This window comes from Tenacibaculum sp. L6, assembly GCF_028823685.1.
In the GTDB taxonomy this organism is placed as follows: Bacteria; Bacteroidota; Bacteroidia; order Flavobacteriales; family Flavobacteriaceae; genus Polaribacter.
The window spans coordinates 104579-130244 of the sequence record NZ_JAPEHZ010000001.1 but is presented as its reverse complement, the minus strand read 5'-3'; the positions used below and the strand labels follow the sequence as shown (position 1 = coordinate 130244).

Here is a 25666-nt window from a genome sequence, read left to right as displayed (position 1 = left end):
AATAATTAAAAATGAGTGATACCATATTAATTTTAGGAGCTTGCGGGCAAATAGGAACAGAATTAACCCAGAAATTACGTTCTATTTACGGAAAAGATAATGTAATAGCTTCAGATATTAGAGAAGGAAATGCAGAAATGATGAGTGCTGGCCCTTTTGAAATTATTGATGCTACAAATCAAGAGCAAATTTTAGGTGTCATTCAAAAATATAAAGTAAACCAAGTGTATTTAATGGCTGCTATGTTATCTGCAACAGCAGAAAAGTATCCGTTAAAAGGTTGGGATTTAAACATGACTTCTTTGTTAGCTGTGTTAGAGTTAGCAAAAGAAAAACATATAGAAAAAGTATATTGGCCTAGTTCTATGGCGGCATTTGGACCTACTTCGCCAAAAATGAATACACCACAACAAACTATTATGGAGCCTTCTACCGTTTACGGAATTAGTAAGGTTGCAGGAGAACATTGGTGTAATTATTACCACGATAAGTACGGTGTAGATGTAAGAAGTATTCGTTATCCGGGAATTATCAGTTGGAAAACATTACCAGGTGGAGGTACTACGGATTATGCGGTAGATATTTACTTTGATGCCTTAGAAAAAGGTACTTTCGAATGTTTTTTATCTGAAAACACTCGCTTGCCAATGATGTATATGGATGATGCTATCAATGCAACCATTCAGTTAATGCAAGCGGATGAAGAAAGTATTAAAACAAGAACTTCATACAATTTAGCGGCAATTAGCTTCACACCAAAAGAAATTGCTGAAGAAATCAAAAAATACATTCCAAATTTTACCATTACGTACAACCCAGATTTTAGACAAGCGATTGCTGATAGTTGGCCTCAGGTAATAGACGATTCGGCAGCAAGAAAAGATTGGGGCTGGAGACATCAGTTCGATTTAGCCTCAATGACTAAAGATATTATTACGAGTTTACAAGCTAAAGCCGAAGAATCAGCTGAGGTGTAAGGTTATATTCTTTCTTTCGTCTATGGTATTCAAGTTTTATAGTGAAGTGTAACTTAGGTTACGAATTCTGTGTTATAGAAGAAATATTTTTGCAATAGAATATACTACCAATGAAAAAAATTATTGAAGAAAGCTTAGAAAGAGCATTGTCATATACTGAGTATAGAAACTTGGTAAGTACTTTGTTAACTGAAGGGAAATCTACAGGACCTAATCAGTCAGAAGATTTGTTAAACTACAGTAAGTTAAACGACAAACGTATGAAGCGTTTGGACAAAACAATTCAACTTACTGAAGAAACCATCGCTAAAATTAAAGATGTAAAAGAACCGCAAACTTGGTTGGTGTTAACCGAAGGTTGGTGTGGTGATGCAGCACAAAACATCCCTGTAATTCATAAAATCGCCGCTGAAAATCCGAATATCAATTTTAAATTGGTTTTACGAGATGAAAACTTAGAGTTGATGGATGCTTTTTTAACCAACGGTGGAAGATCCATTCCAAAATTAATTGCTTTGAATGAAAAGAAAGAAGTAATTAATACATGGGGGCCAAGACCTACGGTAGCTACACAAATGGTTGCTGATTACAAAGCGAAAAATGGAAGTTTAGATGCCGAATTTAAAGAAAATTTACAAGTTTGGTACAATAAAAATAAAGGAGAAAATACACAAGAAGATATTATCTCTATGCTTCAATAAAAAATAGGAAAAAAATAAATAATTCCCCTTTTTGATTTTATTCAAGAAGGGGATTTGTTTTCTGTATCTTTGCGCCCATAACGAATTAATATGTTTGTAGAATTCAATTCTTTATCAGAAGAAGCCAAAGTATGGGTATATCCATCAAGCCGAAAATTTTATCCTCAAGAAATTGACGAATTAAAAGAAAAATTGCAAAGCTTTGTAGAAGCATGGAAACAAGATGATGCTGATTTTAAAGCTTCTTTTGAATTGAAATACGATCGTTTTATTGTTTTTTCTGCGGAAGAAGATGCTCAATTAACCAATACAGACATTGACCAACAAGTTGCTTTTATTTTGCAACTACAGCAAGAATATGAAGTTGAGTTGCTAGACAAAATGAACGTGTGTTTTAAGCAAGGAGAGTTCATCCAATACAAAGATGTAAAAGAGTTTAAAACATTGCTTAAAAAGAAGTCAGTGTCCGCTAAAACAGTTGTTTTTGATAATTTAGTACAAACAAAAGGCGAATTAGAAAATTACTGGGAAGTACCTATTACTGAAAGCTGGTACAATCGATTTTTATAAGCTTTCTACAAACTCATCAACACTCTGCGCATTGTCTACCGAAAAATCTCCAATTTTGGTTCTTCGTAATACGGATAAATGTGCTCCAGAATTTAAGGCTTCTCCATAATCGTTGGCAATAGAACGGATGTAGGTTCCTTTGCTGCACACAATTCTAAATTCTACGTTAGGTAAATCAATTTTAGTGATTTCAAATTCATTGATTTCTACTTCACGAGCTTTGATTTCAGTAGTTTCACCTTTACGAGCAAGTTCGTATAAACGTTTTCCGTCTTTTTTAATCGCAGAGAAAATAGGTGGTTTTTGCTGAATTTTACCAAGAAACTGCTCAGTAGTTTTATGAAGTAATTCTTCTGTTATATGTTCCGTAGGAAACGTCTCGTTAATTTCAGTTTCTAAATCGTAGCTAGGTGTGGTAGCACCAATAACAAAAGTACCTGTGTATTCTTTTATCTGACCTTGATATTCGTTAATGTTTTTGGTTTGTTTACCTGTACAAATGATTAATAAACCAGTAGCTAACGGATCTAAAGTTCCTGCATGTCCTACTTTAATTTTTTTAATATTAAAGTGCTTACGAATATGCCAACGAAGCTTATTTACCACTTGAAAAGAAGTCCATTCTAATGGTTTGTCAATCAATAAAATTTGTCCGTTTTTGTAATCTTCCGCAGTCATTTAGAAAAATAAAGAATAGCCAATGGCAATTAAACCTACAATAGCGCAGTATAAAGAAAAGTATGATAATTTACTTCTCTTAACCAAAGCAATCATCCATGTACAAGCAAGTAATCCAGATATAAAAGCAGCGATAAATCCTGCTGAAAGTGGTATGATTTCTGAACTTTGAAAGTTAATATCTCCACTTAAAATGTCTTTGGCTACCTTTCCTAAAATTAATGGAACCACCATTAAAAAAGAAAAACGAGCTGCTCTGGTACGATCTACACCTAATAATACTGAAGTTGAAATCGTAGCTCCTGAACGAGAAATACCAGGTAACATAGCAATAGCTTGTGAAATACCAATAATTACTGCGTTTTTAAAAGAAACACTTTTGTTGGTGTTTTTAGCTTTATCTGCTAATAAAAGTAATACAGCAGTTACTAAAAGCATGAATCCTACTAATAAAATTTTTCCGCCAAAAAAGCTTTCTAATTCTTTTTCAAAAGCAAGTCCAATAACTACAGCAGGAATCATTGATAAGATGATTTTTACCGAAAATTGCATTTCTTCGTTCCATTTAAATTGGAAAAGACCTCTGAAAATTTGAGCAATTTCTTTTCTAAATACGACAATAGTACTCAGTGCAGTTGCAGCGTGTAATACTACTGTAAAAGTTAAACTTTCTTGAGGAACAGAGGTGTCTCCAAAAATAGCTTTGGCTAATTCTAAATGTCCACTTGAAGATACTGGTAAAAATTCAGTAAGTCCTTGAATAATTCCAAGGATAATCGCTTCTAATAAATCCATGCTTATTTTTTAGGATTGGCAAAAATAGCATAAATTTCTATACCCAATCCGATAATTACCAAGGTAGGAGCTAAGCGAATTCTTTGCCAGTTGTAAATATCAGGATTAAAAACGTTAGGATCGTCACTACCGCCACCTGCCATTAAAATAAATCCTAAGGCAATTACGGCAATACCAATTAACATAATCATGTAATTTCTTTTACCGAATAAAAATTCTTGATTTGGTGAATTATCTTTTTTCATAAAATAGTTTACTAATAGTATAAGTCGTTTGTTTGTAGGTTTAAAAAGCGCTGTGTGGCAAAGAAAGTACTAATCCATGTAATGAAAAAGGCAATTAATACAATTCCTCCTGCTACATAACCTAACGCTACATAATCTGTAAACAACTCTAAAGATGGAATGTACTTGTCTACATAATAAATTAAAACCGCTAATCCGCTAATAGCTATAAAAGCACCTAGTAATCCTAACCTGATACTTTGCCAGATGAATGGTTTACGGATAAAACTTTTTGTAGCACCAACCATTTGCATGGTTTTAATATTGAATCGTTTTGAGTAAATAGACAATCGGATAGAGCTATTGATTAGAATGATGGCAACTAATCCGAAAAATCCACTCAATACCAATAACCAAAAACTAATTCGTTGAATATTTTTAGTTAATAATTGTACTAGTGGTTTGTCGTAATTTACTTCAGCAACGAACTTGTTTTTTTCAAAGGCTTCTTCAAGTTCTGTCATTTTTTCTGGAGTCACATAATCTGCTTTTAAGTAGATATCAACTCCATTTTTAAGTGGATTATCCCCTAAAAACTGTAAAAAATCTTCACCCAAATCTTTTTTGTATTCTTTGGCTGCTTCTTCTTTAGGAATGTAAATTACTTTATTAACAAAAGCTTCCTTCTGAATAGATTCTTTCAGTTTTTTTACGCTTTCATCAGTTACTTCGTCCTTCAAAAAAAGTGTCATTACAACTTTTTCTTTAAAATGATTGGCAACTTTGGTAGATTTTAATAAAACTAACCCTAAAACACCAATCATAAAAAGAACCAGAGCAATACTCACTACTACTGATACATATGAAGATTGTAAACGGCGTTTTTGAAAAGAATCAAAAGAGGTTGTCATTGTTACATGCTGATTTTAAGACGTTGCAAGATAGTGAATCAAATTTCAAATATCAATCTTCAATTATCATTGCTAGCTGAAATAGTTTATTTTAGTCGTTTTCTGAAATTTCTTGGCACAATTCAATCAACACGCCATTGGTGCTTTTTGGATGCAAGAAAGCAACATATTTATTGTCAGCTCCTTTTTTAAGCCCTGAAACTTCGGGGTCGTTTAAAACTATAAAGCCTTCATTTTGTAAACGTTTAATTTCTTCTTTTATATTATCAACCGCAAAAGCAATATGATGAATCCCTTCACCTTTTTTTTCTATAAATTTTGCAATGGGACTGTCTGGATTGGTAGCTTCTAATAATTCAATTTTATTAGGCCCCGATTTAAAAAATGAGGTTTTTACTCCTTCGCTAGCTACTTCTTCAATTTTATAATGAGCTTCACCAAAAAGAGAAGCAAATAAAACATTCGATTTTTCTAGGTCCTTTACGGCAATACCAATATGTTCAATTTTGTTCATAGGGTAAAAGTATAAAAAACTCTTCTTAAAAGCTTCATAAAAAACAAGAGTATATGACACGGAAAATAAACAGTTTAAATATTGAAGCTTTTAGGGTGTTTTTCCCTTTTGTAAGTATTGTGAGTGTTGTTAAAAGGTTGAAAACATAGTTTTTAATGAGGTTTTTTTAAAAGAATAGCTTTTTTTATTAAAAATTAACCTCCTATATTTAAGAAATTTTAAAACTTTTTTTGTGAAAAAAATAAATCTACTACAACTACTATTTTTAACTGTGATGATGAGTGTTGCAGTTTCATGTGATAATATCAATCATAAATGTGATTGTGACGATTGGCAATCTCAAGTGCCTGAAGGAACATTTTGTTATGCAAATCAAGGAAGACCTTCAAACATGTTAAAGTATAAAGAAATTATAAGCATGCTTGAATCGTATGATGAAACTAGAAAAGAAGTATTAGAGAAATCGTTAGGATTTGAAGATACAAGAGTAAATAGTTATCCAATTCAACAATTAAAAGATTACTTGGGGTATATAGAGAGTTTGTGTGCAGAAAAAGAAATTCCATTAACGGGAATTAATATTATTTCGGCTGCTTATCCTGAAAATTATTCTGGATCTAAATCGGCAGGTTATCAAACGCTAATTTTTATGCCAACGACAACTATTGATGGTGAAGAGTTTGTAACCTTCGATCCGTTAAAGTCTAAAAAAGGAGCACCTACAACTTTTAAATCTATTTTAGCGAAAAGAGGGTATCATTGGTCTTATGACAAAAGTAGAGTTTCTAAAGAAGCGCAAAAAGCAGGAATAATGAATTTTAATTCAATGCAAGATGATTTAGAAGATAGTTCAGGGGCTAATAGGTTAAAACCAACACCTCCATATTAATAGGTTAATAAAGTATGTATTATTTATGTCTTATATTTATTGGTATCTCTTCAATTTTATATACATACAGGTATGTTAAAGATTCAGCTTTAAAAAAAACAAGGTTTTTTTTAGCATATCTAATATTAACGGCTTTGGTAGAAGCTATCATAAATTTTGTAATAAATATTGGTGTTCATAATACAAACTATATATATAATGCATATAGTTTAATTGAGTTTAATTTACTCTTCATGTTTTACTATGAAGTATCTAATGATAAAATTACAAAAAAGACTATAATAAGTTCACTTACATTGTTTAATGTAATAAGTTTTGGGTGGTTTTGGTACCATGATTTTAATTTTTCTCTTTTTAATTCATTTGTTATTGTACTTGGTGCATTTTTAATGGCGACAATATTATTTTTATCATTGAGAGAACTTTTGTTGTCAGATAAAATAGTAAATTACAAAACAGATGTAATATTTTGGATTACTACTGGATTGCTGCTGTATTATTTAGGATCGATACCTCTTATGGCAATATATAGTTTTATGGAAAAGGGAATGGCCTTTTTTCAAATACACAACATACAATTTGTAGTAACTATTTTCTTGCATAGTTGTGTTATAATAGGTTTGATATGGAGTTGGAAGAAAGTAGAATAATAATTGTTGTAATAGCCACAATCTTAACAATTTTGGGAGTTGTTTTTTTAGTGGTATTGTTTACTGTATTTCAAAATCGTAAGAATAAATTATTATTAGAGCGTGCTGAAAATAAAAAGCGGTATGAACGAGAAATCGCTGAAACTCAAATAGAAATACGAGAAGAAACTTTACGAAATATAAGCTGGGAGTTGCACGATAATATTGGTCAACTCCTAACTTTAGCTAACATACAATTGCAACACGCCTCGCCTGAAAATATGGGAGAAATTTCAGAAATTATTACAAAGAGTTTAAAAGAAGTACGAGCACTCTCAAAAGTAATTAACCCAGATTTTATTAATAATGTAAAGCTAAAGAAAGCATTAGAGTTAGAAATAGCCCGTTTTAATAGATTAAATTATATTGAAGCAAGTTTAGAAGTAACAGGTTCAGAGCAAGAAATTAATCAAAAACATGGAATCATTATTTTTAGAATACTTCAAGAATTTTTTTCTAATACTATAAAACATTCAAAAGCTTCTAAGCTAGATGTCTTTTTAAATTACAAAGATGATTTTGTTGAAATTAAAGCTCAAGATAATGGTGTAGGTTTTGATATGGTAAGAGTAGGTTTAAAAGGTATAGGTTTGCAGAATATAAAAGCAAGAGCAAAATTGATAAATGCAGAAGCAAAATTTAAATCAGCACCTAAAAAAGGAACTTGTTTAATAATAAATTATTATATTTAACGAGCCTTAGTGTATATTCCCCAACAACAAATACTAACCTAACTCATTGAAACTATGAAATACTCAGTTGTTGTTGTAGATGATCATACGTTATTATCACAGGCTATTGAAGGTATGGTAAACACCTTTGATAAATTCAAAGTGCTTTACACTTGTAAAAACGGAAAAGAGGTTGAAGAAAAATTTTCTGCCTCACCTAGAAATATACCTGATTTAGTTCTAGTAGATGTAAATATGCCTGTGATGAATGGTATTGAAACTACTGAATGGATTGTGGAAAATTATCCACAAGTGCATGTTATGGCCTTATCCGTTGAAGATGCCGATGGCACTATTTTAAAAATGTTAAAGGCAGGAGCTGTTGGTTATTTGTTAAAAGATACCAAAAAAGAAATCTTAGAAAAGGCTCTTCTTGAAATGATGGATAATGGTTTTTATCACACCAAAAATGTTACCACTTTATTATTAGATTCAGTTTCTGGTAAAAAAGAAAGAAATAATCTCGCATTCAAAGAGAATGAAATTACTTTTATGAAGTTGGCTTGTTCTGAGTTAACCTATAAAGAAATAGCCGAAAAAATGTTTTTAAGTCCGAAAACAATAGACGGTTATCGCGATAGTTTATTTACAAAGTTAAATGTTAGAAACAGAGTAGGATTGGTAATGTACGCGATAAAAAATAAAATTTATACTCCGTAATTTTATGCTTAAATTTGCAGCATGGAAGAAACAAATAGACAACGAAAAATTGCAGGAGTATTGCAACAAGACTTGGTAGACGTTTTACAACGTGCTGCGCAAGATGGAATGAAGGGAGTGATTATATCGGTATCTAAAGTTTCGGTTACTGCCGATTTAGGAGTAGCTAAAGTGTACTTAAGTGTATTTCCTTCAGAAAAAAGAGATGAGATTATTGATGGGGTGAAGTCTAATACTCCTTTAATCCGTCACGAATTAGCAAAACGAACAAAAAATCAACTTAGAAGAATGCCAGAACTGTTATTCTTTGGAGATGATAGTTTAGATTATATTGAAGATATTGATAAATCCTTAAAAGGAGAAGATGTCGATCCAATAAAAAATCCAGATATCTTACCTCGTCGCCAAAAACGTTAATAAATTTTCTTTACTTTGGCTAGCTAAATTTATTAATGGTTGAATTTTTCACTATACATAGCTAAACGATACTTATTTTCAAAAACAAGTACCAACGCAATTAACATCATTACAGCAATTGCTGTTTTTGGTGTTGTAGTGGGTACTTTGGCTTTGTTCGTCGTTTTATCAGGCTTTTCTGGTTTAAAAACTTTTAGCGATTCTTTACTAAATGCATCAGACCCTGATATAAAAATAACAGCGGCTCAAGGAAAATCTTTCGAATATTCAACAAAACTTCATGAAATTCTTCAACAAGAAGAAGCTATAAAAGCATGTTCAAAAGTTGTAGAAGAAAGAGTCTTTTTAAAATATAAAGACAGAGATCATATTGCTCAAATAAAAGGAGTAGATACTAACTACTCATCTATAATTCCTACAGATTCTATACTAACCGTTGGAACTTGGATAGACGAACAGTATAAAAATACAGCGGTTATTGGCTACGGAATTTCATATAAGTTATCATTAGGAATTTTTAATTTTGGTGAAGCATTGCAGGTTTTAGTTCCAAAGCCAGGAAAAGGATTTATAAATGCGAACAATGCTTTTCGATCAATTTCTACACAAGTAATAGGTGTCTATACAGGTTCAGAAGAGTTTCAAAATAAATATGTGTTTACCGAGCTTTCGCTAGCACAAGAGTTGTTAGGTTATAAAGAGAATCAAATAACGGGAATAGAATTAGCTCTTAAAAAAGGAGTTGATTTAGACTCGTTTCAAGAAAAATTACAAATAGCTTTAGGAGAAGATTTTAAAGTACAAACCCGAGCACAGTTAAACACCTTATATTATAAAGTAATCAATACCGAAAATTTTATATCGTACTTAATATTCACTTTGATTGTAGCGATCGCTTTATTTAATGTAATAGGCTCAATAATAATGATGATTATTGATAAACGCCAAAACCTAAAAACGTTATTTAATTTAGGTTGTAGTATAGATGAAATTAAAAAAATATTCATTTACCAAGGGTTTTTATTAACTCTGGTAGGGATGGGAATTGGATTGGTTTTAGGAGTGTTGTTAGTGTTAATTCAACAACGATTTGAATTACTAATGATTACGGAAAGTTTAGCTTACCCAGTTGAATTTAGGTTGATAAACCTACTCGTGGTACTTGTAACGATTTCAGCTTTGGGTTATTTAGCAGCAAAAATTGCAAGTTCAAGAATTTCTGTTAATTTTATAGAAAAATAATTTCTATGAAAAAAAGTCTTTTACCCTATTTACTTCTAGGGGTAATTATATTAGTGACTTCATGTGCTTCTAGCAATTTTGATTACTATAAAAATACACCATTTAAAGAACTAGATAGTTTACAGTCAACAAAGAAAGTTGTGAACTTTTCTTTTGGTTCTGAGATAAATGATTGGGAAACATATGATAAGCGTGAATTTAAAACAGGTTTTTTATCGTTTTATAAAAAAATAGAAGATAAGAGGTTTGATCCTAGTTATGCAACAGCTAATATTATAGCATATAATAATGATGTTAAAAAGAGATGGAAAGAGACAACTAATATTGAAAATTATCTAGAAAGGTTTATTGCATTAAAAGAAAAATGGTGGTTTAAAGACTTTAAGTATAGTTTGCATACTACTAAACATAAGAAGTATGGTAAACTATATATAGTTAAGTACGGAGACGAAAGAAAGTATAAATACACTAATGCGGTTTTCTTATTTTTTTATAGGAATAAAGGTTATACAATAGAATATTCAGCTTTAAATGAGTATTATGATAGGTTTTTACCAGAAGTAGAAAAGTTAGTTATGGCTTTTAAAATAAATGAATAGTTTAATAAAAAAATAAAAGACCAAGACTTTATAAATCTTGGTCTTTTACAGATTAGTAGTAGCTAAAATAGTCTTATTCTCTTATATTTTATTAAAAGCTTTAGAAAAGTTTACGTTGGCTTTGTGAGCATATTCTGCGCTATCAAGAACAGAAAGTTTGGCATAATCAGCTGCTAAAACGCTATAAGCATGATTATGCATTTCTATTAATGAGTTTTTTTCTTCAGAAGTTAGCTTGTCTTCATTCTTAGCGTAGAATTTTAAAAAATGATTGTACCATTTGATAGATTCTTTAGGGAACCCAACCTTGTAGAACCAATTACCAACATCAAGAAAACTTTGAATTTTTAAATAGTAGTGACCTTCAATTTTCGGAAGTAAATCTAGTTTTCGATACTGAAGAGATAAGTATTTTTTTAGTTGAGTTTCAGAAAATGAATCTCGAGTATAGGTTTTAATATCATCAATAGGAAATTCTTTATTCATTTCATTATTAATTTGATGATATAATTTTAAAGCATCAGTACTGTTTAAAGGAAGCTCTTGCGAGGCTCCCAAAAATGGTTGTAGGAGTATAGTAACTAGTAGTGTTTGTACAAGTTGATACTTCAAAATAAGGTGTAAAAAAGGTTAGTTAAACCAAATATACAGCTTCTTTTACAGGTTTAAAAGTAAAATGGAATTCATTGAAAATGAATGGACTAAAAAAGGGTTTTCCTCTATATTATCCTAAGGTAACGGTAGCGTCTCCAAATTTAGCTTGTACTTCGTCAAAAGCAGCAAAAACATCTTTAGGATCATCCGAAGTAACCATTTTCATTCGGTGTTCTTTAAAATGAGGAATCCCTTTAAAATAGTTGGTATAATGTCTTCTAGTTTCTACCACACCTAGGTGTTCACCTTTCCAGTCAATAGCCATTTCTAAATGACGACGTGCCATATCAACACGTTGAGAAATAGTTGGTCCCGGTAAATGTTCGCCTGTTTTAAAGTAGTGTTTTACTTCGTTAAAAAACCAAGGGTATCCGATAGATGCACGACCAATCATGCAGCCGTCTAATCCATAAACATCACGCATTTCCATCGCTTTTTCAGGAGAAGTAACATCTCCATTTCCAAATACAGGAATGTGCATTCTTGGGTTGTTTTTAACTTCGGCGATAGGTGCCCAATCAGCTTCACCTTTATACATTTGCGCACGCGTGCGACCGTGAATAGAAATGGCTTTGCAACCTACATCTTGCAAACGCTCAGCAACTTCAAGAATTCGAATTGAATCATGATCCCAACCTAAACGAGTTTTCACAGTAACAGGTAACTTAGTGTGTTTTACCATGGCTTCGGTAAGAGAAACCATTAAATCAATATCTTTTAAAATTCCTGCACCAGCTCCTTTAGATACTACTTTTTTTACAGGACATCCAAAATTGATATCAATAATATCAGGATTTGATTTTTCAACAATCTCAACAGTTTTCAGCATAGAGTCTAGATTAGCGCCGAAAATTTGAATCCCTACTGGGCGTTCTTTTTCGTAAATATCTAGCTTCATTACGCTTTTTGCCGCATCGCGAATCAACCCTTCCGAAGAAATAAATTCAGTATACACTACATCAGCACCATTTTCTTTGCATAAAGCTCTAAATGGTGGATCACTTACATCTTCCATCGGCGCTAATAATAGCGGAAAATCAGGAAGTTCTATATTACCTATTTTTACCATGCTGCAAAGTTACTTTTTATTTTTTTATTGTGTAAATTTTTAATTGTACATCGTTTTTCAAAGAAGTATCTTTGCAAGTCACAAGTAGTTAGATTACGACGAATGAACCCATAGTGGGTATTTAGTAAATAATGCGGTTTTGTTAAAACGGATTTCCTAAGTGTCTAAAATGGTTTGAGAAATTTTTTTATTGATGAAGAACATTAGAAATTTTTGCATTATTGCACATATTGATCATGGTAAGAGTACTCTTGCTGATAGATTATTAGATTATACAGGTACGGTTACTGAGCGTGAAAAACAAAACCAGTTACTAGATAACATGGATTTAGAGCGCGAACGTGGAATTACCATTAAATCTCATGCTATTCAAATGGATTATATTTACGAAGGAGAAAATTATATTTTAAACTTAATCGATACTCCAGGTCACGTAGATTTTTCTTATGAAGTTTCTCGTTCTATTGCAGCTTGTGAAGGAGCGTTGTTAATTGTGGATGCAGCACAAAGTATTCAAGCACAAACGATTTCTAACTTATACTTAGCTTTAGAAAACGATTTGGAAATTATTCCTGTCTTAAATAAAGTAGATTTACCTTCAGCAAATCCTGAAGAAGTAACTGATGATATTGTTGATTTATTAGGCTGTAATCCTGAAGATGTAATTCATGCAAGTGGAAAAACAGGTTTTGGAGTTGATAATATTTTAAAAGCAATTATTGATAAAATACCTGCACCAAGCGGAAATCCTGATGCACCATTAAAAGCATTGATTTTTGACTCGGTGTATAACTCATACCGTGGAATTGAAACCTACTTTAGAGTAATTGATGGTTCTATTAAAAAGAATCAGCAAATTAAATTCATGGCAACTGGTAAGCAATATGGGGCTGATGAAGTAGGAACTTTAAAGTTGAATCAAGTTGTAAAAAACGAGATTAAAACAGGAGATGTTGGATATTTAATTACAGGAATTAAAGCAGCAAAAGAAGTAAAAGTAGGAGATACAATTACCGATTTCGCGAACCCAACAAGCGAAAGAATTGAAGGGTTTGAAGATGTGAAGCCAATGGTATTCGCAGGTATATACCCTGTAGACACTGAAGATTATGAAGAGCTACGTGCTTCAATGGAAAAATTGCGGTTAAATGATGCTTCATTAGTATTTCAGCCAGAAAGTTCTGCGGCATTAGGATTTGGTTTCCGATGTGGTTTCTTAGGGATGTTACACATGGAAATTATCCAGGAGCGTTTAGAGCGTGAGTTTGATATGACCGTAATTACTACGGTTCCTAACGTAAGCTACCATGCATTTACTAAGAAAGATGTTGATGAGGTGATTATTGTTAATAACCCATCCGATTTGCCAGATCCGTCAAGATTAGATAGAGTAGAAGAACCTTTTATTAAAGCCTCAATTATTACCAAAGCTGATTTTGTAGGTCAGGTAATGTCACTTTGTATAGAAAAACGTGGGCAAATTGTAAATCAAACTTATTTAACTCCTGAGCGAGTTGAATTAATTTTTGATATGCCATTAGCAGAAATTGTATTCGATTTTTACGATCGATTAAAAACAGTTTCTAAAGGATATGCATCGTTCGATTATCATCCAATAGGAATGAAGGAATCGAAGTTGGTTCGTGTTGATATGTTACTTAATGGACAAGCAGTAGATGCACTTTCAGCATTATTACATGCTGATAATGCTTACGGAATAGGAAAACGTATTTGTGAGAAGTTAAAAGAATTAATTCCACGTCAACAGTTTGATATTCCAATTCAGGCAGCTATTGGAGCAAAAATTATAGCTCGTGAAACGGTAAAAGCTTTACGTAAGGATGTGACAGCTAAGTGTTACGGAGGAGATATTTCTCGTAAACGTAAGTTATTAGAAAAACAAAAGAAAGGTAAAAAACGTATGCGTCAAGTAGGAAACGTAGAAATTCCACAGCAAGCGTTTATGGCTGTATTAAAACTGAATGACTAAGTTTTCTTAGAAACTAGAGTATAGAATATAGAAAAACCCGTTTTGATTTCTTCAAAACGGGTTTTTTTATTGTTGTGATTTTAGAAAGTTAATCTCTATTTCCTAAAACTTGTAGCGCCCAATATAATAGCATAGCAAGCGATCCTAAAGCAGCAACTAAATAAGTTCTTGCAGCCCATTTTAAAGCATCTTTTGATCCAGCAAGCTCTTCACGAGTTACCATGTTTTTGTTTTCTAGCCAAGCTAAAGCTCTATTACTTGCGTCATATTCCACAGGTAAAGTAACAAAACTAAAAATTGTACCTAAAGCCATAAAAGCTAAACCAGCTAAAGCAATATAAAACCCGATACCTGTACTTCCAGAAGCAGCCCCAAAAGCAATACCACCAATTACCATCCACTGAGAGAAACGAGAAGTAATACTTACCATAGGAACTAATTTAGAACGCATTTGTAAGTATTGATAAGCGGTAGCGTGTTGTACAGCGTGTCCAACTTCGTGAGCAGCAACAGCAGCTGCAGCAGCATTGCGTTGGTTGTACACAGCTTCACTTAAGTTTACTGTTTTGTTTTGAGGATTATAATGGTCGGTTAACCTACCAGGAGTAGAAATTACCTGTACATCATAAATACCATGATCTGCTAACATTTTTTGAGCAATTTCTGCTCCGCTCATTCCATTACGTAAGTGAACTTGCGAGTATTTTTTAAATTTACGTTGTAAAGTATTACTTACTAACCAACTGAATAAAGATATTATACCTATCAGTACATAAAATCCGATCATAATTTATATAGTTTTAAAATTTTATATCATTTTTGCTGGATAAATTTACAACATAAATTATTCCAAATTAGTTAAGGAAATTAAAAATGTCAAAATGACAACACAACCTAAAATTTTAATAGTTTATACAGGAGGAACCATTGGTATGGTTAAAGACTACAATACTGGAGCTTTAAAGGCTTTCGATTTTAGTCAAATTTCTAGTAAGATTCCAGAATTACAACAACTAAACTGCGAAATTTCTACCATTTCTTTTGATGAACCGATTGATTCATCAAACATGAGTGTGGAGTATTATATTCAAATAGCAGATATCATTTCAGATAATTATGACAAGTTTGACGGATTTGTTGTGCTAACAGGCTCAGACACGATGTCGTATACGTCGTCAGCAATAAGTTTTATGTTTGAAAACTTACAAAAACCTGTAATTTTTACAGGATCTCAGTTACCAATAGGAGATTTACGTACCGATGCTAAAGAAAATTTAATAACCTCGATTCAAGTAGCATCAGCTTACGAAAATGGCAAACCAGTAATACAAGAAGTAGGGTTGTACTTCGAATATAAATTGTACAGAGCTAATAGAACTACTAAGATAAATGCAGAACAATTTGAAGCATTTGCCTCGATGAATTATCCGCCTTTGGCAGAGAGTGGAGTGCATTTAAACTTTAGTTATCCGTTACTATTAAAGTCTAATGAGTGTGACAAAGATTTAGTGGTAAGGAAGAATTTAGATAATCATGTAGCAATTTTAAAGCTATTCCCAGGCATTACAGAATCGGTAGTAAGAAGTTTTATGAACATTCCAGATTTAAAAGGAATTATTTTAGAAACGTACGGATCAGGAAATGCACCTACCGAAACTTGGTTTGTAGATTTATTAGAAAAAGCTGTTAAAAGAGGAATATACATTGTTAATGTAACACAATGTAAAGGTGGAAGCGTAATTTTAGGACATTATGAAACAAGTTCAGAATTAAAACGTATAGGTATTGTTGATGGTAAGGATATTACCACCGAAACAGCAGTTGCAAAAATGATGTATTTGCTAGGAGAAAAGCTGTCAAAAGAAGAATTTAAGCATTATTTTGAGAAACCTCTTAGGGGAGAAATGACATGATTTGTAAATAAATTGTTAAATTTAACGTTGTAACTCCTTGAATTACTAAGGGAAAGCGTTAAAAAACAGGTGGGTAATAGAAATACTATAGATTTTTTTTAATCTCCCAACATTTTTTTGTTACTTGCCACTCTGAAAAATTTAAAAACGTAATAAGTACAAGAAAAGCATTACTTATTTATAAAAAAATAAGTTTTTCGCAGTAAAATTTGTATTTTTAACCCGTTAACTATTTAAAATTAATTATAACAAAATGAAAAAAGTAGTAAATATCCTAACTATTGCAGGATTTATGTTTTTAGGAGCTATTCAATCAACTTATGCTCAAGACGCAGCGGCGGCAGAAGGATCAGAAACTTTCCACCAAATTTTAAAAAGATATTTTATTGAAGGTGGTCCTGGTTTTATGGGAATTGTATTAGTAGCTTTAATCTTAGGTTTAGCTATCGCAATTGAAAGAATTATTTATTTAAATATGGCTACAACCAATACTAAGAAATTAATTGCTAGTGTTGATGAAGCTTTAAGTTCAGGTGGAGTAGAAGCTGCTAAAGAAGTATGTAGAAACACAAAAGGGCCTGTTGCTTCTATCTTTTATCAAGGATTAGAAAGAGCTGATGAAGGTTTAGATGCTGCTGAGAAAGCTGTAGTAGGATATGGAGGAGTGCAAATGGGATTATTAGAGAAAAACATTTCTTGGATTTCATTATTTATCGCTTTAGCACCGATGTTAGGGTTCATGGGAACTGTAATCGGTATGATTGGAGCTTTTGATGCGATTGCAGTAGCAAACGATATCTCTCCAGCGGTAGTAGCAGGTGGTATTAAAGTAGCACTTTTAACAACTGTATTCGGTTTAGTAGTAGCTATTATTTTACAAATTTTCTACAACTACATTATTTCTAAAGTAGATAGTATCGTAAACAACATGGAAGATGCTTCTATCTCTTTAATCGACTTATTAGCTAAGTATAAAAAATAAGAAGAGGTATGAAGAACAATAAATTAATAACAATTTTTGTAGCATTACTCTCTTTAGTTGGTATAGTCTTATTTATGGTGGCTATGGGAGCAGATGCAGAAGATCCTGTTGCAATATCAAGTGCAGTTTCTCCATTAGTAACATACTCTTTAGTATTATTAGGATTAACAGCAGGTGTAACAGTATTAGCTTCTATCTTAAGTTTGTTTAAAAATCCAGCAGCTTTGAAAAAAGCATTAATTGGATTGTTAGGAATGGGGGTATTATTAGTAGTTTCTTATATCTTATCAGCAGACGGACAAGTTATTGACGCAAACGAAAAAGTAATTGCGGCAGCAGGAAGCAGTGTATCTAAAAATACTAGTACAGGTATTTGGTTAAGTGTTATATTAATACTGATCGCAGGAGGTTTCTTCGTGTGGGATTTATTAAAAGGATTAGTTAAATCGTAGAGTATTATGGCAAGAAGAGAAAACCCAGAAATTAATGCAGGTTCGATGGCAGATATTGCCTTCTTGCTACTTATCTTTTTCCTTGTAACAACAACGATGGATGTGGATTCAGGTATTCCTAAAAAATTAGCTGAAAAAACTGAAGTTGAACCACCAATCGTTAAAGAGAAAAACATTTTTCAAGTAAGTATTAACCGTAACAATCAACTTTTAGTTGAAAATGAAGTTATGGAGTTAAAAGACTTAAAAGATGCGGCTATAAAATTTATAGATAATGGTGGAGGTATTGGTAACCCAATGCCTGGAAAAGAAGCAGGAGCTGCTTGTGACTATTGTAAAGGAGCAAAAGACCCTGAGTCATCAGATCATCCTAACAAGGCAATTATCTCAGTAGAAAGTGATAGAGGTACAGAGTACGGTACTTATGTTGCAGTACAGAATGAGCTTTTAAGAGCTTATACTGAGTTACGTAACAGATTATGTCTTGAAAAATACGGTATGAGTTTTGACGAACTTGAAAAAGCCTTTGTTGAAAGCGCGAGAAAAGATGAGTCTTTAAGAAAGAAGGTAGAAGATATTAAGACGAGTTACCCTCAGATTATTTCTGACACCGACCCAACTAATGTTAACTAATAAAACAATATAAGAGTATGTCTAAGTTTAGAAAAAAGAAGAAAGGGATGCCTGCTTTATCTACGGCGTCTTTACCAGATATTGTTTTCATGTTATTATTCTTCTTCATGGTAACTACTACCATGAGAGAAACAGATTTATTAATTGATTCACCACGTTTACCTAGTGCAAGTGAAGTTAAGAAACTTGAACGTAAAAGTTTAGTGAGTACAATTTATGTTGGTAAAGCAAAAGACCCAAAGTATGGTACAGGATATAACAGAATTCAGTTAAACGATAAGATTGCTACACCAGATGATGTGCCTTCTTTCATTTATCTTGAAAGAGATAACGTTTCTGAAGCAGAAGTACCATTTATGACAACTTCTATTAAAGCAGATAAAGAATCGAGTGTAGGTACTTTAGCCGATATTCGTGAAAAATTAAGAGATGTAAACGCTCTTAAATTAAGTTTATCTACGCATAAAGGAAGTGTAATTAATAAATAATTACTTTTAAATAAACGAGAAAAGAGCAATCATAAGGTTGCTCTTTTTTTATACCAAAAAGTTATCTTTATCGTTAAAGAATTAAGATGAAACAAAAAGTATTTACATTACTAGCAATACTCATTTCTTTGACTGCTTTTTCTCAAAAAGACTCTTTACAAATAGGAGATAGGTATTTAGAAGATCAGTTGTATATTAATATAACATACAACTTGCTAACCAACCAACCAAAAGAGTTAGGAGATACAGGTTTTTCATATGGTCTGGCTTTAGGCTATATGAGAGATATACCACTTAATAGAATCGGAAGAAATGCTTTTGCTGTCGGTTTAGGTTATAGTTACGATTCATTTGATCATGATTTAAAGGTTTTAGATGATAATGGAGATTATGAAATAGACCCTGATTTAAGCTCAAATAAAATTAAACTTCACAATCTAGAAATGCCTATTCAATTTCGATGGCGTTCTTCTGATGCTAACACCTATTCTTTTTGGCGATTTTATGCTGGAGTTAAAATAATATACAATTTGAGTAACGAATTCCGATACAAGATAATAGATGAAAGTTTTAGTTTTTCCAATTTAGAAAACTATAATAAATGGCAAACAGGTTTAACATTATCTGCAGGTTATGGTACTTTCAATTTTCATGTGTATTACGGTTTGACCCCTATGTTTAAAAACGCGACACTAAATGGTGATTCTATTGATAGTAGAATAGTTAAAGTAGGGCTAAGTTTCTATCTGTTATAAGATATAGTAAGCTAAAAAAGGGCTAAATAAGCCAATAAAAAAGCCTACATATACTTCTTTTGCCGAGTGAGCTTTTAATTGCAATCTAGAGCTTGCTAATAGTCCAGAAAGTAACATTAGAGTAGTTATAACAGGAAGTATTTGTACTGCTTGTAATTGTTGAAATAGTAAAAAGTACCCGATAGCTATCCCCATAGATAATAAATGTAGACTGCCTTTTATTTTAAACGGAAATAGCATATAAATAAAACCAAGTCCGAAAACAGTTCCGTAGAATAAATAACTTAAGTCTTTAACGATACTCATATTCGAGAATAGTTTTCCTAAAAACATAAATAAAATCATCATTAAAAACACAGGAAACTTTCGTTCTTCTATACTATGTACTCTAAATGTTTTTATATATCCGATGGATTTAAGAAACACAAGTAATGACAGCGGAATTAGATAAGTAGCAACAAACACTACAGAAACAACCGTAAATTGTTGTTGTTTATTGAGTGCTATAGGTGAAAATACAAAATACAAAAGAATGCCTATAGTAGGCATTACAATTGGATGTAAAATGGTTGATATGAATTTATGCCAACGCATTAAATTTCTTTACGTAAACGAGCCACAGGAATGTCTAATTGCTCTCTATACTTAGCTACCGTTCTTCTTGCAATAGGGTATCCTTTCTCTTTTAAAATTTTAGAAAGTTTTTCGTCTGTTAAAGGCTTACGCTTGTCTTCTTCACTTATAACCGTTTCTAAAATCTTTTTAATCTCTTTGGTAGAAACATCTTCCCCCTGATCGTTTTTCATTGATTCAGAGAAGAAATCCTTAATTAACTTTGTTCCGTAAGGGGTAGATACATATTTGCTGCTAGCAACACGAGAAACCGTAGATACATCCATATTAATTTCATCAGCAATATCTTTTAAAATCATTGGTTTTAGCTTGCGTTCATCACCTGTTAAAAAATATTCTTCTTGACGGTGCATAATTGCATTCATCGTTACTAAAAGTGTTTGTTGACGCTGTTTGATAGCATCAATAAACCACTTTGCAGCATCTAACTTTTGCTTGATAAAAAGCACTGCATCTTTTTGTGATTTGGTTTTCTCTTTAGAGTCTTGATACCCTTTTAACATGTTGTTATACTCTCTAGAAACATGTAGCTCAGGAGCATTACGAGAGTTCAAGGTTAAATCTAAATTTCCATCAATAATTCTGATAGAAAAATCAGGCACTATTTGCTCAGCAATTTTGTTATTACCTGCGTAAGAACTTCCTGGTTTAGGATTCAATCTGCTTATTTCATGAATAACATCTTTAAGCTGTTCTTCAGAAATATTATATTTTTCTAATAATTTTTGATAGTGTTTTTTAACGAAATGGTCGAAAGATTCTTCTAAAATTCGAATTGCTAAAGCTCTGCTTTCAGTTTCAGTTTTCGACTTTAACTGAATAATCAAACATTCTTTTAAGTCTAAAGCACCAACACCTGTAGGGTCTAGTTTTTGAACAACATTCACTAAAACATCCTTAACTTTTTCTTCCGTAGTAAAAATGTTTTGAGTGAAAGCCAAATCATCAACTAAATCGATTATATCTCTACGAATGTAACCACTATCGTCTATGCTTCCCACTAAAAATTCGGCAATAGCACGTTCATCATCATCAATTCTAAAGGTGTTTAATTGATTGTTTAATGATTGGTGAAAACTAGTACCAGCTGCATAGGGGATTTGTTTTTCTTCATCATCTGAAGAATAGTTATTCGTTTGCGTTTTATAACTAGGATATTCGTCGTCGCTTAAATATTCATCAATATTAATATCATCGGTGTCAATCTTTTCACTGCCCGAATCGTCATAATCAATATCGTTGGCTAAAGTATCTTCAAAATTCTCTGGCTCATCTTTACCTGTATCTAAAGCAGGATTCTCTTCAATTTCTTGTTTCAAACGTTCTTCAAAAGCCTGCGTAGGCAATTGAATTAACTTCATCAACTGAATCTGTTGTGGAGATAATTTTTGAAGTAATTTTTGATGTAAACTTTGTTTTAGCATATATACAAAGATATGAAATAGGACAAAAAAAATCGCCATCCGCTGAGGAATGACGATTGTTATTTATAAGTTTTATGATTTTTTTAAAACTCAGCGTTTTGCGGTGTTCTTGGGAAAGGTATAACATCACGAATGTTACTCATACCTGTAGTAAATAATACCAAGCGCTCAAAACCTAAACCAAAACCTGAATGCACAGCAGTTCCGAATTTACGAGTATCTAAATACCACCATAATTCTTCTTCTGGAATATTTAAGGCAGCCATTTTTTCTTGTAAAACTTCTAAACGCTCCTCTCTTTGCGATCCTCCTACCATTTCACCAATTCCAGGGAATAATACATCCATTGCGCGAACAGTTTTTCCATCTTCATTCAAACGCATGTAGAACGCTTTAATGTTTGCTGGATAATCAAATAAGATTACCGGACATTTAAAGTGTTTTTCTACTAAATAACGCTCGTGTTCAGATTGTAAATCCACACCCCATTCGTTTACAGGGAATTGGAATTTCTTCTTTTTATTTGGCTTAGAATTACGTAAAATTTCAATAGCTTCTGTATAGCTAACACGTTTAAAGTTGTTGTCAACTACAAATCGTAATTTTTCTAGTAAGCCCATTTCACTACGCTCTGCTTGAGGTTTCTTTTTCTCCTCTTGTGCTAAACGACTATCTAAAAAGGCTAAATCATCTTGACAGTTATCTAAAACGTATTGTAATACATACTTGATAAAGTCTTCAGACAAATCCATGTTTGCATCTAAATCGTTAAAAGCAACCTCTGGTTCAATCATCCAGAATTCAGCTAAGTGACGTGTAGTGTTTGAGTTTTCAGCTCTAAAAGTAGGGCCAAATGTATATACTTTACCTAATGCCATAGCATAGGTTTCAGCTTCTAATTGTCCAGAAACCGTTAAGTTAGTTTCTTTTCCGAAGAAGTCTTTTGTGTAATCAACTTTTCCTTCTTCGTTTAAAGGAGCTTTATTTGCTTCAAAATTGGTAACCTTAAACATTTCACCAGCACCTTCAGCATCTGAACCAGTAATAATTGGTGTGTTTACGTAATAAAAACCTTCTTTTTGAAAGTACTGATGAACAGCAAACGATAATGCAGAACGTAAGCGCATTACAGCACTGAATGTATTGGTTCTTACACGTAAATGTGCATTTTCACGTAAGAACTCAAAACTATGTTGTTTAGGTTGAATAGGATACTCATCAGGATTAGAATCTCCTAAAATTTCTAAATTAGTTACCTGAATTTCTACAGATTGTCCTTTTCCTTGACTTTCAGCTAATGTACCATGAATACTTACTGCAGCTCCTGTATTTATTCTTTTTAATAAAGTTTCGTCAGCATTTTCAAAATCTACAACACACTGAATATTATTAATAGTAGAACCATCATTTAGAGCAATAAAACGATTGCTTCTAAAAGTTCTTACCCATCCTTTTACGTGTACTTCTTGTAAAATCTTGTCAGATTGTAATAATTCTTTAATGCTACTTCTTTTCATCTGTTTTAAATATGATAATTTGTTGATGTATCAACAGTGAAATTTAATCATCTCACTGTGTGTTTTATAATTACCTACGTCATCGACGTTTAAGTCTTCAATAAAATCAAGCAAAGATACTTTTTTGCTATTAATTGAGCAATGAAGACAGGGTAAGAATATGCTAGATGTTTACTTATCTTCGTCTTTCGGAGGCAGAATTTTAAACTTAGTTTCTTTTAAAACTTTTTTGTTCGCTATTTTCTTTTCAAAAGAAAGAAGAAGAGAAGGTAACAATAATAAGTTTGAAACCATTGCTAATAATAATGTCACCGATACTAATCCACCTAATGCTATTGTTCCTCCAAAACTAGAAACTGTAAATACCAAGAACCCGAAGAAAAGTACAATAGAAGTATAAAACATACTCACACCTGTTTCTCGTAAGGCAGAATATACTGCGGGTTTAATCTTCCAATTGTTACTTAATAACTCCTGTCGATATTTAGCTAAGAAGTGAATTGTATCATCTACAGAAATACCAAAAGCAATACTAAATACTAAAATTGTTGATGGTTTTATAGGAATGTCTAAGAAGCCCATCAATCCACCTGTAATTAATAGGGGAAGCATGTTAGGTATTAATGAAATTAATATCATTTGAGGCGAGCGGAACATCCATGCCATAAAAATTGAGATTAATATGATCGCTAATGATAATGAAATAACTAAGTTTTTAATTAAATAGTTTGTTCCTTTTAAGAAAACTAAGGCTTTACCAGTTAGTGAAACATTGAAGTTTTCATCAGGGAATTGCTTTTTTATAACAGCTTGTAAACGCTCTTGAATAATATCCATTTTTTCAGTACCGATGTCTTTCATAAAGGTAGTGATACGAGCATAGCGCCCGGTACTATCTACGAAATTTTTAAGCATTCCAGAGTTGCTATCTGAATTTTTTGTGTAGGCAAAAATGTAACTCTTTTCCTGACCTGTTGGCAATTGATAGTACTTTGGATTACCGTTATAGTAAGCCTGTTTCGAATATTTTACCAAGTTGGTTACCGATATTGGCTTAGAAAGTTCAGGGAAAGTTTCAATAGCTTCATTTAGCTCTTCCATCTTTTTCAAGGTAGAAAGTTTCATCACACCTTTTTCTCTCTTAGTGTCAATCAAAATTTCTAGCGGCATGATTCCTCCAAACTCAGATTCGAAAAACTTAATGTCTTTATAAAACTGTTTTCCTTTGGGCATGTCTTCAATCAAACTACCTGAAATACGTATCATGTAGATTCCGATCATACTTAAAATAATCACCGAAACTGTGGTAATGTAAATAGCAATTCGTTGCTTTCTTACCATGTTTTCCATCCAGTTTACCACATTTTCCATCCATTTTTTCTCTAAATGGTTTAAATGTTTTTGCTCTGGAAGCGGCATGAAACTGTATATAATCGGAATGATTAATAAAGCCAAAATAAAAATACTGATGATGTTTATTGAAGCTAAAATTCCGAATTCACGCATTAATTGACTCTTCACAAAAATAAAGGTCGCAAAACCAGATGCGGTAGTAATGTTAGTCATCAAAGTAGCATTTCCAACTTTTGAAATAACACGTTGTAATGACTTTGCTTGGTTACCGTGTTTTTTTACTTCTTGTTGGTATTTATTGATGAGGAATACTGCATTAGGAACTCCAATAACAATAATTAACGGTGGAATTAAGGCAGACAATACAGTGATTTCATATCCTAAAAGACCGATAAAACCAAACGCCCAAGTAACTCCAATACCAACAACTAGTAAAGTGATGAACGTTGCTCTAAACGAACGGAAGAAAAAGAAGAAAATAATGGCTGTAATAAGTAAAGCACCTACTACAAAAATTCCCATTTCATCTGTAATATTCTGCGAGTTTAAAGTTCTGATATACGGCATACCAGAAATGCGAACATCTACACTATGTTTCTTTTCGAAAGATTCAACTGTTGGAATTAAAAGATCCATCACAAAATCTTTACGAACAGGTGTGTTAACGATATCTTTATTTAGGTATATAGCAGTTTGTAAAACACCTTTGTCGTTGTATAATAAATTATTGTAAAACGGAAGCTTCTCAAAAAGCTGGTTTTTAATTTCAGTAACTTCTTCGTTGGTTGTTGGAGCTTTATCAAATAAAGGTTCAATAACAAATTTACGTTGTTTTCTATCTGCTTTTAATTGTTGAACATCAGCTACAGAAACTGTGAAATCCACTTGAGGTAAACTGTCTAAATCCTTTACAAGTTTATTCCAAGCATTGAATTTTTCAGGAGTAAAAATTGTAGAATCTTTTACTCCTAAGATTACTAGATTTCCTTCTTCACCAAAAATTTCTAAAAACTTATTATATTCAATATTTGCTTCGTGATCGGTAGGAAGTAAATTGGCTTCTGTATAAGAGAAGCGCATGTATTTCGTTTGGGTGACTAAGAACCCAGTTATAAGAGCAATAGTAAGTAAAACTAAGTAACGATTTCGCAATATGAATCCTGCGATTTTAGTCCAAAAAGTCATCCAAAAAAAATTTTAGCAAAT

The 25666-nt window shown here is 32.2% G+C and carries 29 protein-coding genes; 17 read left to right on the top strand and 12 right to left on the bottom strand.

All coding sequences use genetic code 11. The features are described from left to right. Window positions 1–11: 11 nt before the first annotated feature. From OU788_RS00690 to OU788_RS00680, 3 genes are all read left to right on the top strand, one after another. A complete protein-coding gene (locus tag OU788_RS00690; RefSeq protein ID WP_274633370.1) occupies window positions 12–977 on the top strand; it encodes an NAD-dependent epimerase/dehydratase family protein in 966 nt (321 codons plus the stop codon). Between the two features lie 110 nt (window positions 978–1087). Continuing rightward, a complete protein-coding gene (locus tag OU788_RS00685) occupies window positions 1088–1678 on the top strand; it encodes a thioredoxin family protein (RefSeq protein ID WP_274633369.1) in 591 nt (196 codons plus the stop codon). Between the two features lie 90 nt (window positions 1679–1768). Next, window positions 1769–2248, top strand: a complete 480-nt coding sequence (locus tag OU788_RS00680) for an ABC transporter ATPase (protein WP_274633368.1) — start codon at window positions 1769–1771, stop codon at window positions 2246–2248. On the opposite strand, the gene truB is transcribed toward OU788_RS00680, so the two are convergent. From truB to mce, 5 genes are all read right to left on the bottom strand, one after another. Continuing rightward, window positions 2243–2926, bottom strand: coding sequence for a tRNA pseudouridine(55) synthase TruB (truB, locus tag OU788_RS00675; protein WP_274633367.1), 684 nt, complete (start codon window positions 2924–2926; stop codon window positions 2243–2245). The genes OU788_RS00680 and truB overlap by 6 nt on opposite strands. After that, a complete protein-coding gene (locus tag OU788_RS00670) occupies window positions 2927–3721 on the bottom strand; it encodes an undecaprenyl-diphosphate phosphatase (RefSeq protein ID WP_274633366.1) in 795 nt (264 codons plus the stop codon). Between the two features lie 2 nt (window positions 3722–3723). After that, window positions 3724–3966, bottom strand: a complete 243-nt coding sequence (locus tag OU788_RS00665) for a DUF3098 domain-containing protein (RefSeq protein WP_274633365.1) — start codon at window positions 3964–3966, stop codon at window positions 3724–3726. Window positions 3967–3977: 11 nt separating this feature from the next. Next, a complete protein-coding gene (locus OU788_RS00660; RefSeq protein ID WP_274633364.1) occupies window positions 3978–4856 on the bottom strand; it encodes a cell division protein FtsX in 879 nt (292 codons plus the stop codon). A gap of 91 nt (window positions 4857–4947) precedes the next feature. Continuing rightward, window positions 4948–5370: a methylmalonyl-CoA epimerase gene (gene mce, locus OU788_RS00655; protein WP_274633363.1), complete on the bottom strand. Its 423-nt coding sequence runs from the start codon at window positions 5368–5370 to the stop codon at window positions 4948–4950. 232 nt (window positions 5371–5602) lie between these two features. Here mce and OU788_RS00650 point away from each other — a divergent pair, with 232 nt between their 5' ends. The 7 genes from OU788_RS00650 (at window position 5603) to OU788_RS00620 (ending at window position 10597) form a co-directional block, all read left to right on the top strand. Then, the gene (locus OU788_RS00650) at window positions 5603–6259 is read left to right on the top strand and encodes a hypothetical protein (protein ID WP_274633362.1); all 657 of its coding nucleotides are present in this window, start codon (window positions 5603–5605) and stop codon (window positions 6257–6259) included. 134 nt (window positions 6260–6393) lie between these two features. Continuing rightward, window positions 6394–6909: a hypothetical protein gene (locus OU788_RS00645; protein ID WP_274633361.1), complete on the top strand. Its 516-nt coding sequence runs from the start codon at window positions 6394–6396 to the stop codon at window positions 6907–6909. After that, complete coding sequence (locus tag OU788_RS00640; protein ID WP_274633360.1) at window positions 6885–7640, top strand: sensor histidine kinase; 756 nt, start codon at window positions 6885–6887, stop codon at window positions 7638–7640. The genes OU788_RS00645 and OU788_RS00640 overlap by 25 nt, the downstream gene beginning before the upstream one ends. 54 nt (window positions 7641–7694) lie before the next feature. Continuing rightward, window positions 7695–8339, top strand: a complete 645-nt coding sequence (locus OU788_RS00635) for a response regulator transcription factor (protein ID WP_274633359.1) — start codon at window positions 7695–7697, stop codon at window positions 8337–8339. Between the two features lie 21 nt (window positions 8340–8360). Next, complete coding sequence (gene rbfA / locus OU788_RS00630; RefSeq protein ID WP_274633358.1) at window positions 8361–8756, top strand: 30S ribosome-binding factor RbfA; 396 nt, start codon at window positions 8361–8363, stop codon at window positions 8754–8756. A 39-nt stretch (window positions 8757–8795) separates the two neighbouring features. Then, window positions 8796–9998 (top strand): ABC transporter permease, encoded by a 1203-nt coding sequence (locus tag OU788_RS00625; RefSeq protein ID WP_274633357.1) that lies wholly within the window; start codon window positions 8796–8798, stop codon window positions 9996–9998. A gap of 5 nt (window positions 9999–10003) precedes the next feature. Further along, window positions 10004–10597: a hypothetical protein gene (locus OU788_RS00620; protein ID WP_274633356.1), complete on the top strand. Its 594-nt coding sequence runs from the start codon at window positions 10004–10006 to the stop codon at window positions 10595–10597. A gap of 81 nt (window positions 10598–10678) precedes the next feature. Here the strand turns inward: OU788_RS00620 and OU788_RS00615 are convergent, their stop codons facing one another. Together OU788_RS00615 and dusB are read right to left on the bottom strand one after the other, a co-directional pair. Continuing rightward, window positions 10679–11209: a hypothetical protein gene (locus OU788_RS00615; RefSeq protein WP_274633355.1), complete on the bottom strand. Its 531-nt coding sequence runs from the start codon at window positions 11207–11209 to the stop codon at window positions 10679–10681. A gap of 112 nt (window positions 11210–11321) precedes the next feature. Continuing rightward, window positions 11322–12320 carry a tRNA dihydrouridine synthase DusB gene (gene dusB / locus OU788_RS00610; protein ID WP_274633354.1) on the bottom strand — a complete coding sequence of 333 codons (999 nt, stop codon included), beginning with the start codon at window positions 12318–12320 and terminating at the stop codon, window positions 11322–11324. A gap of 193 nt (window positions 12321–12513) precedes the next feature. On the opposite strand from dusB, the gene lepA reads away from it, so the two are divergent. Then, window positions 12514–14310: a translation elongation factor 4 gene (gene lepA, locus OU788_RS00605; protein ID WP_274633353.1), complete on the top strand. Its 1797-nt coding sequence runs from the start codon at window positions 12514–12516 to the stop codon at window positions 14308–14310. 88 nt (window positions 14311–14398) lie between these two features. Here the strand turns inward: lepA and OU788_RS00600 are convergent, their stop codons facing one another. After that, window positions 14399–15097 (bottom strand): zinc metallopeptidase, encoded by a 699-nt coding sequence (locus OU788_RS00600; RefSeq protein ID WP_274633352.1) that lies wholly within the window; start codon window positions 15095–15097, stop codon window positions 14399–14401. Between the two features lie 94 nt (window positions 15098–15191). On the opposite strand from OU788_RS00600, the gene OU788_RS00595 reads away from it, so the two are divergent. The 6 genes from OU788_RS00595 (at window position 15192) to OU788_RS00570 (ending at window position 19533) form a co-directional block, all read left to right on the top strand. Further along, window positions 15192–16223: an asparaginase gene (locus OU788_RS00595; protein ID WP_274633351.1), complete on the top strand. Its 1032-nt coding sequence runs from the start codon at window positions 15192–15194 to the stop codon at window positions 16221–16223. Between the two features lie 253 nt (window positions 16224–16476). After that, window positions 16477–17205 carry a MotA/TolQ/ExbB proton channel family protein gene (locus tag OU788_RS00590; protein WP_274633350.1) on the top strand — a complete coding sequence of 243 codons (729 nt, stop codon included), beginning with the start codon at window positions 16477–16479 and terminating at the stop codon, window positions 17203–17205. An 8-nt stretch (window positions 17206–17213) separates the two neighbouring features. Next, entirely contained in the window at window positions 17214–17657 is a 444-nt protein-coding gene (locus tag OU788_RS00585; protein WP_274633349.1) for a hypothetical protein, read from the top strand. A gap of 6 nt (window positions 17658–17663) precedes the next feature. Next, the gene (locus tag OU788_RS00580; RefSeq protein ID WP_274633348.1) at window positions 17664–18290 is read left to right on the top strand and encodes an ExbD/TolR family protein; all 627 of its coding nucleotides are present in this window, start codon (window positions 17664–17666) and stop codon (window positions 18288–18290) included. A 17-nt stretch (window positions 18291–18307) separates the two neighbouring features. After that, window positions 18308–18778, top strand: coding sequence for an ExbD/TolR family protein (locus OU788_RS00575; protein WP_274633347.1), 471 nt, complete (start codon window positions 18308–18310; stop codon window positions 18776–18778). Between the two features lie 86 nt (window positions 18779–18864). Next, a complete protein-coding gene (locus OU788_RS00570) occupies window positions 18865–19533 on the top strand; it encodes a porin family protein (protein ID WP_274633346.1) in 669 nt (222 codons plus the stop codon). Here OU788_RS00570 and OU788_RS00565 read toward each other — a convergent pair. From OU788_RS00565 to OU788_RS00550, 4 genes are all read right to left on the bottom strand, one after another. Then, window positions 19528–20127 carry a hypothetical protein gene (locus tag OU788_RS00565; protein WP_274633345.1) on the bottom strand — a complete coding sequence of 200 codons (600 nt, stop codon included), beginning with the start codon at window positions 20125–20127 and terminating at the stop codon, window positions 19528–19530. The genes OU788_RS00570 and OU788_RS00565 overlap by 6 nt on opposite strands. Beyond that, window positions 20127–21590 (bottom strand): RNA polymerase factor sigma-54, encoded by a 1464-nt coding sequence (gene rpoN / locus OU788_RS00560; RefSeq protein ID WP_274633344.1) that lies wholly within the window; start codon window positions 21588–21590, stop codon window positions 20127–20129. Before rpoN ends, OU788_RS00565 begins: the two co-directional genes overlap by 1 nt. 83 nt (window positions 21591–21673) lie before the next feature. Next, window positions 21674–23107 carry an asparagine--tRNA ligase gene (gene asnS / locus OU788_RS00555; protein ID WP_274633343.1) on the bottom strand — a complete coding sequence of 478 codons (1434 nt, stop codon included), beginning with the start codon at window positions 23105–23107 and terminating at the stop codon, window positions 21674–21676. A 171-nt stretch (window positions 23108–23278) separates the two neighbouring features. Beyond that, window positions 23279–25645 (bottom strand): efflux RND transporter permease subunit, encoded by a 2367-nt coding sequence (locus tag OU788_RS00550; protein WP_274633342.1) that lies wholly within the window; start codon window positions 25643–25645, stop codon window positions 23279–23281. Window positions 25646–25666 lie beyond the last annotated feature (21 nt).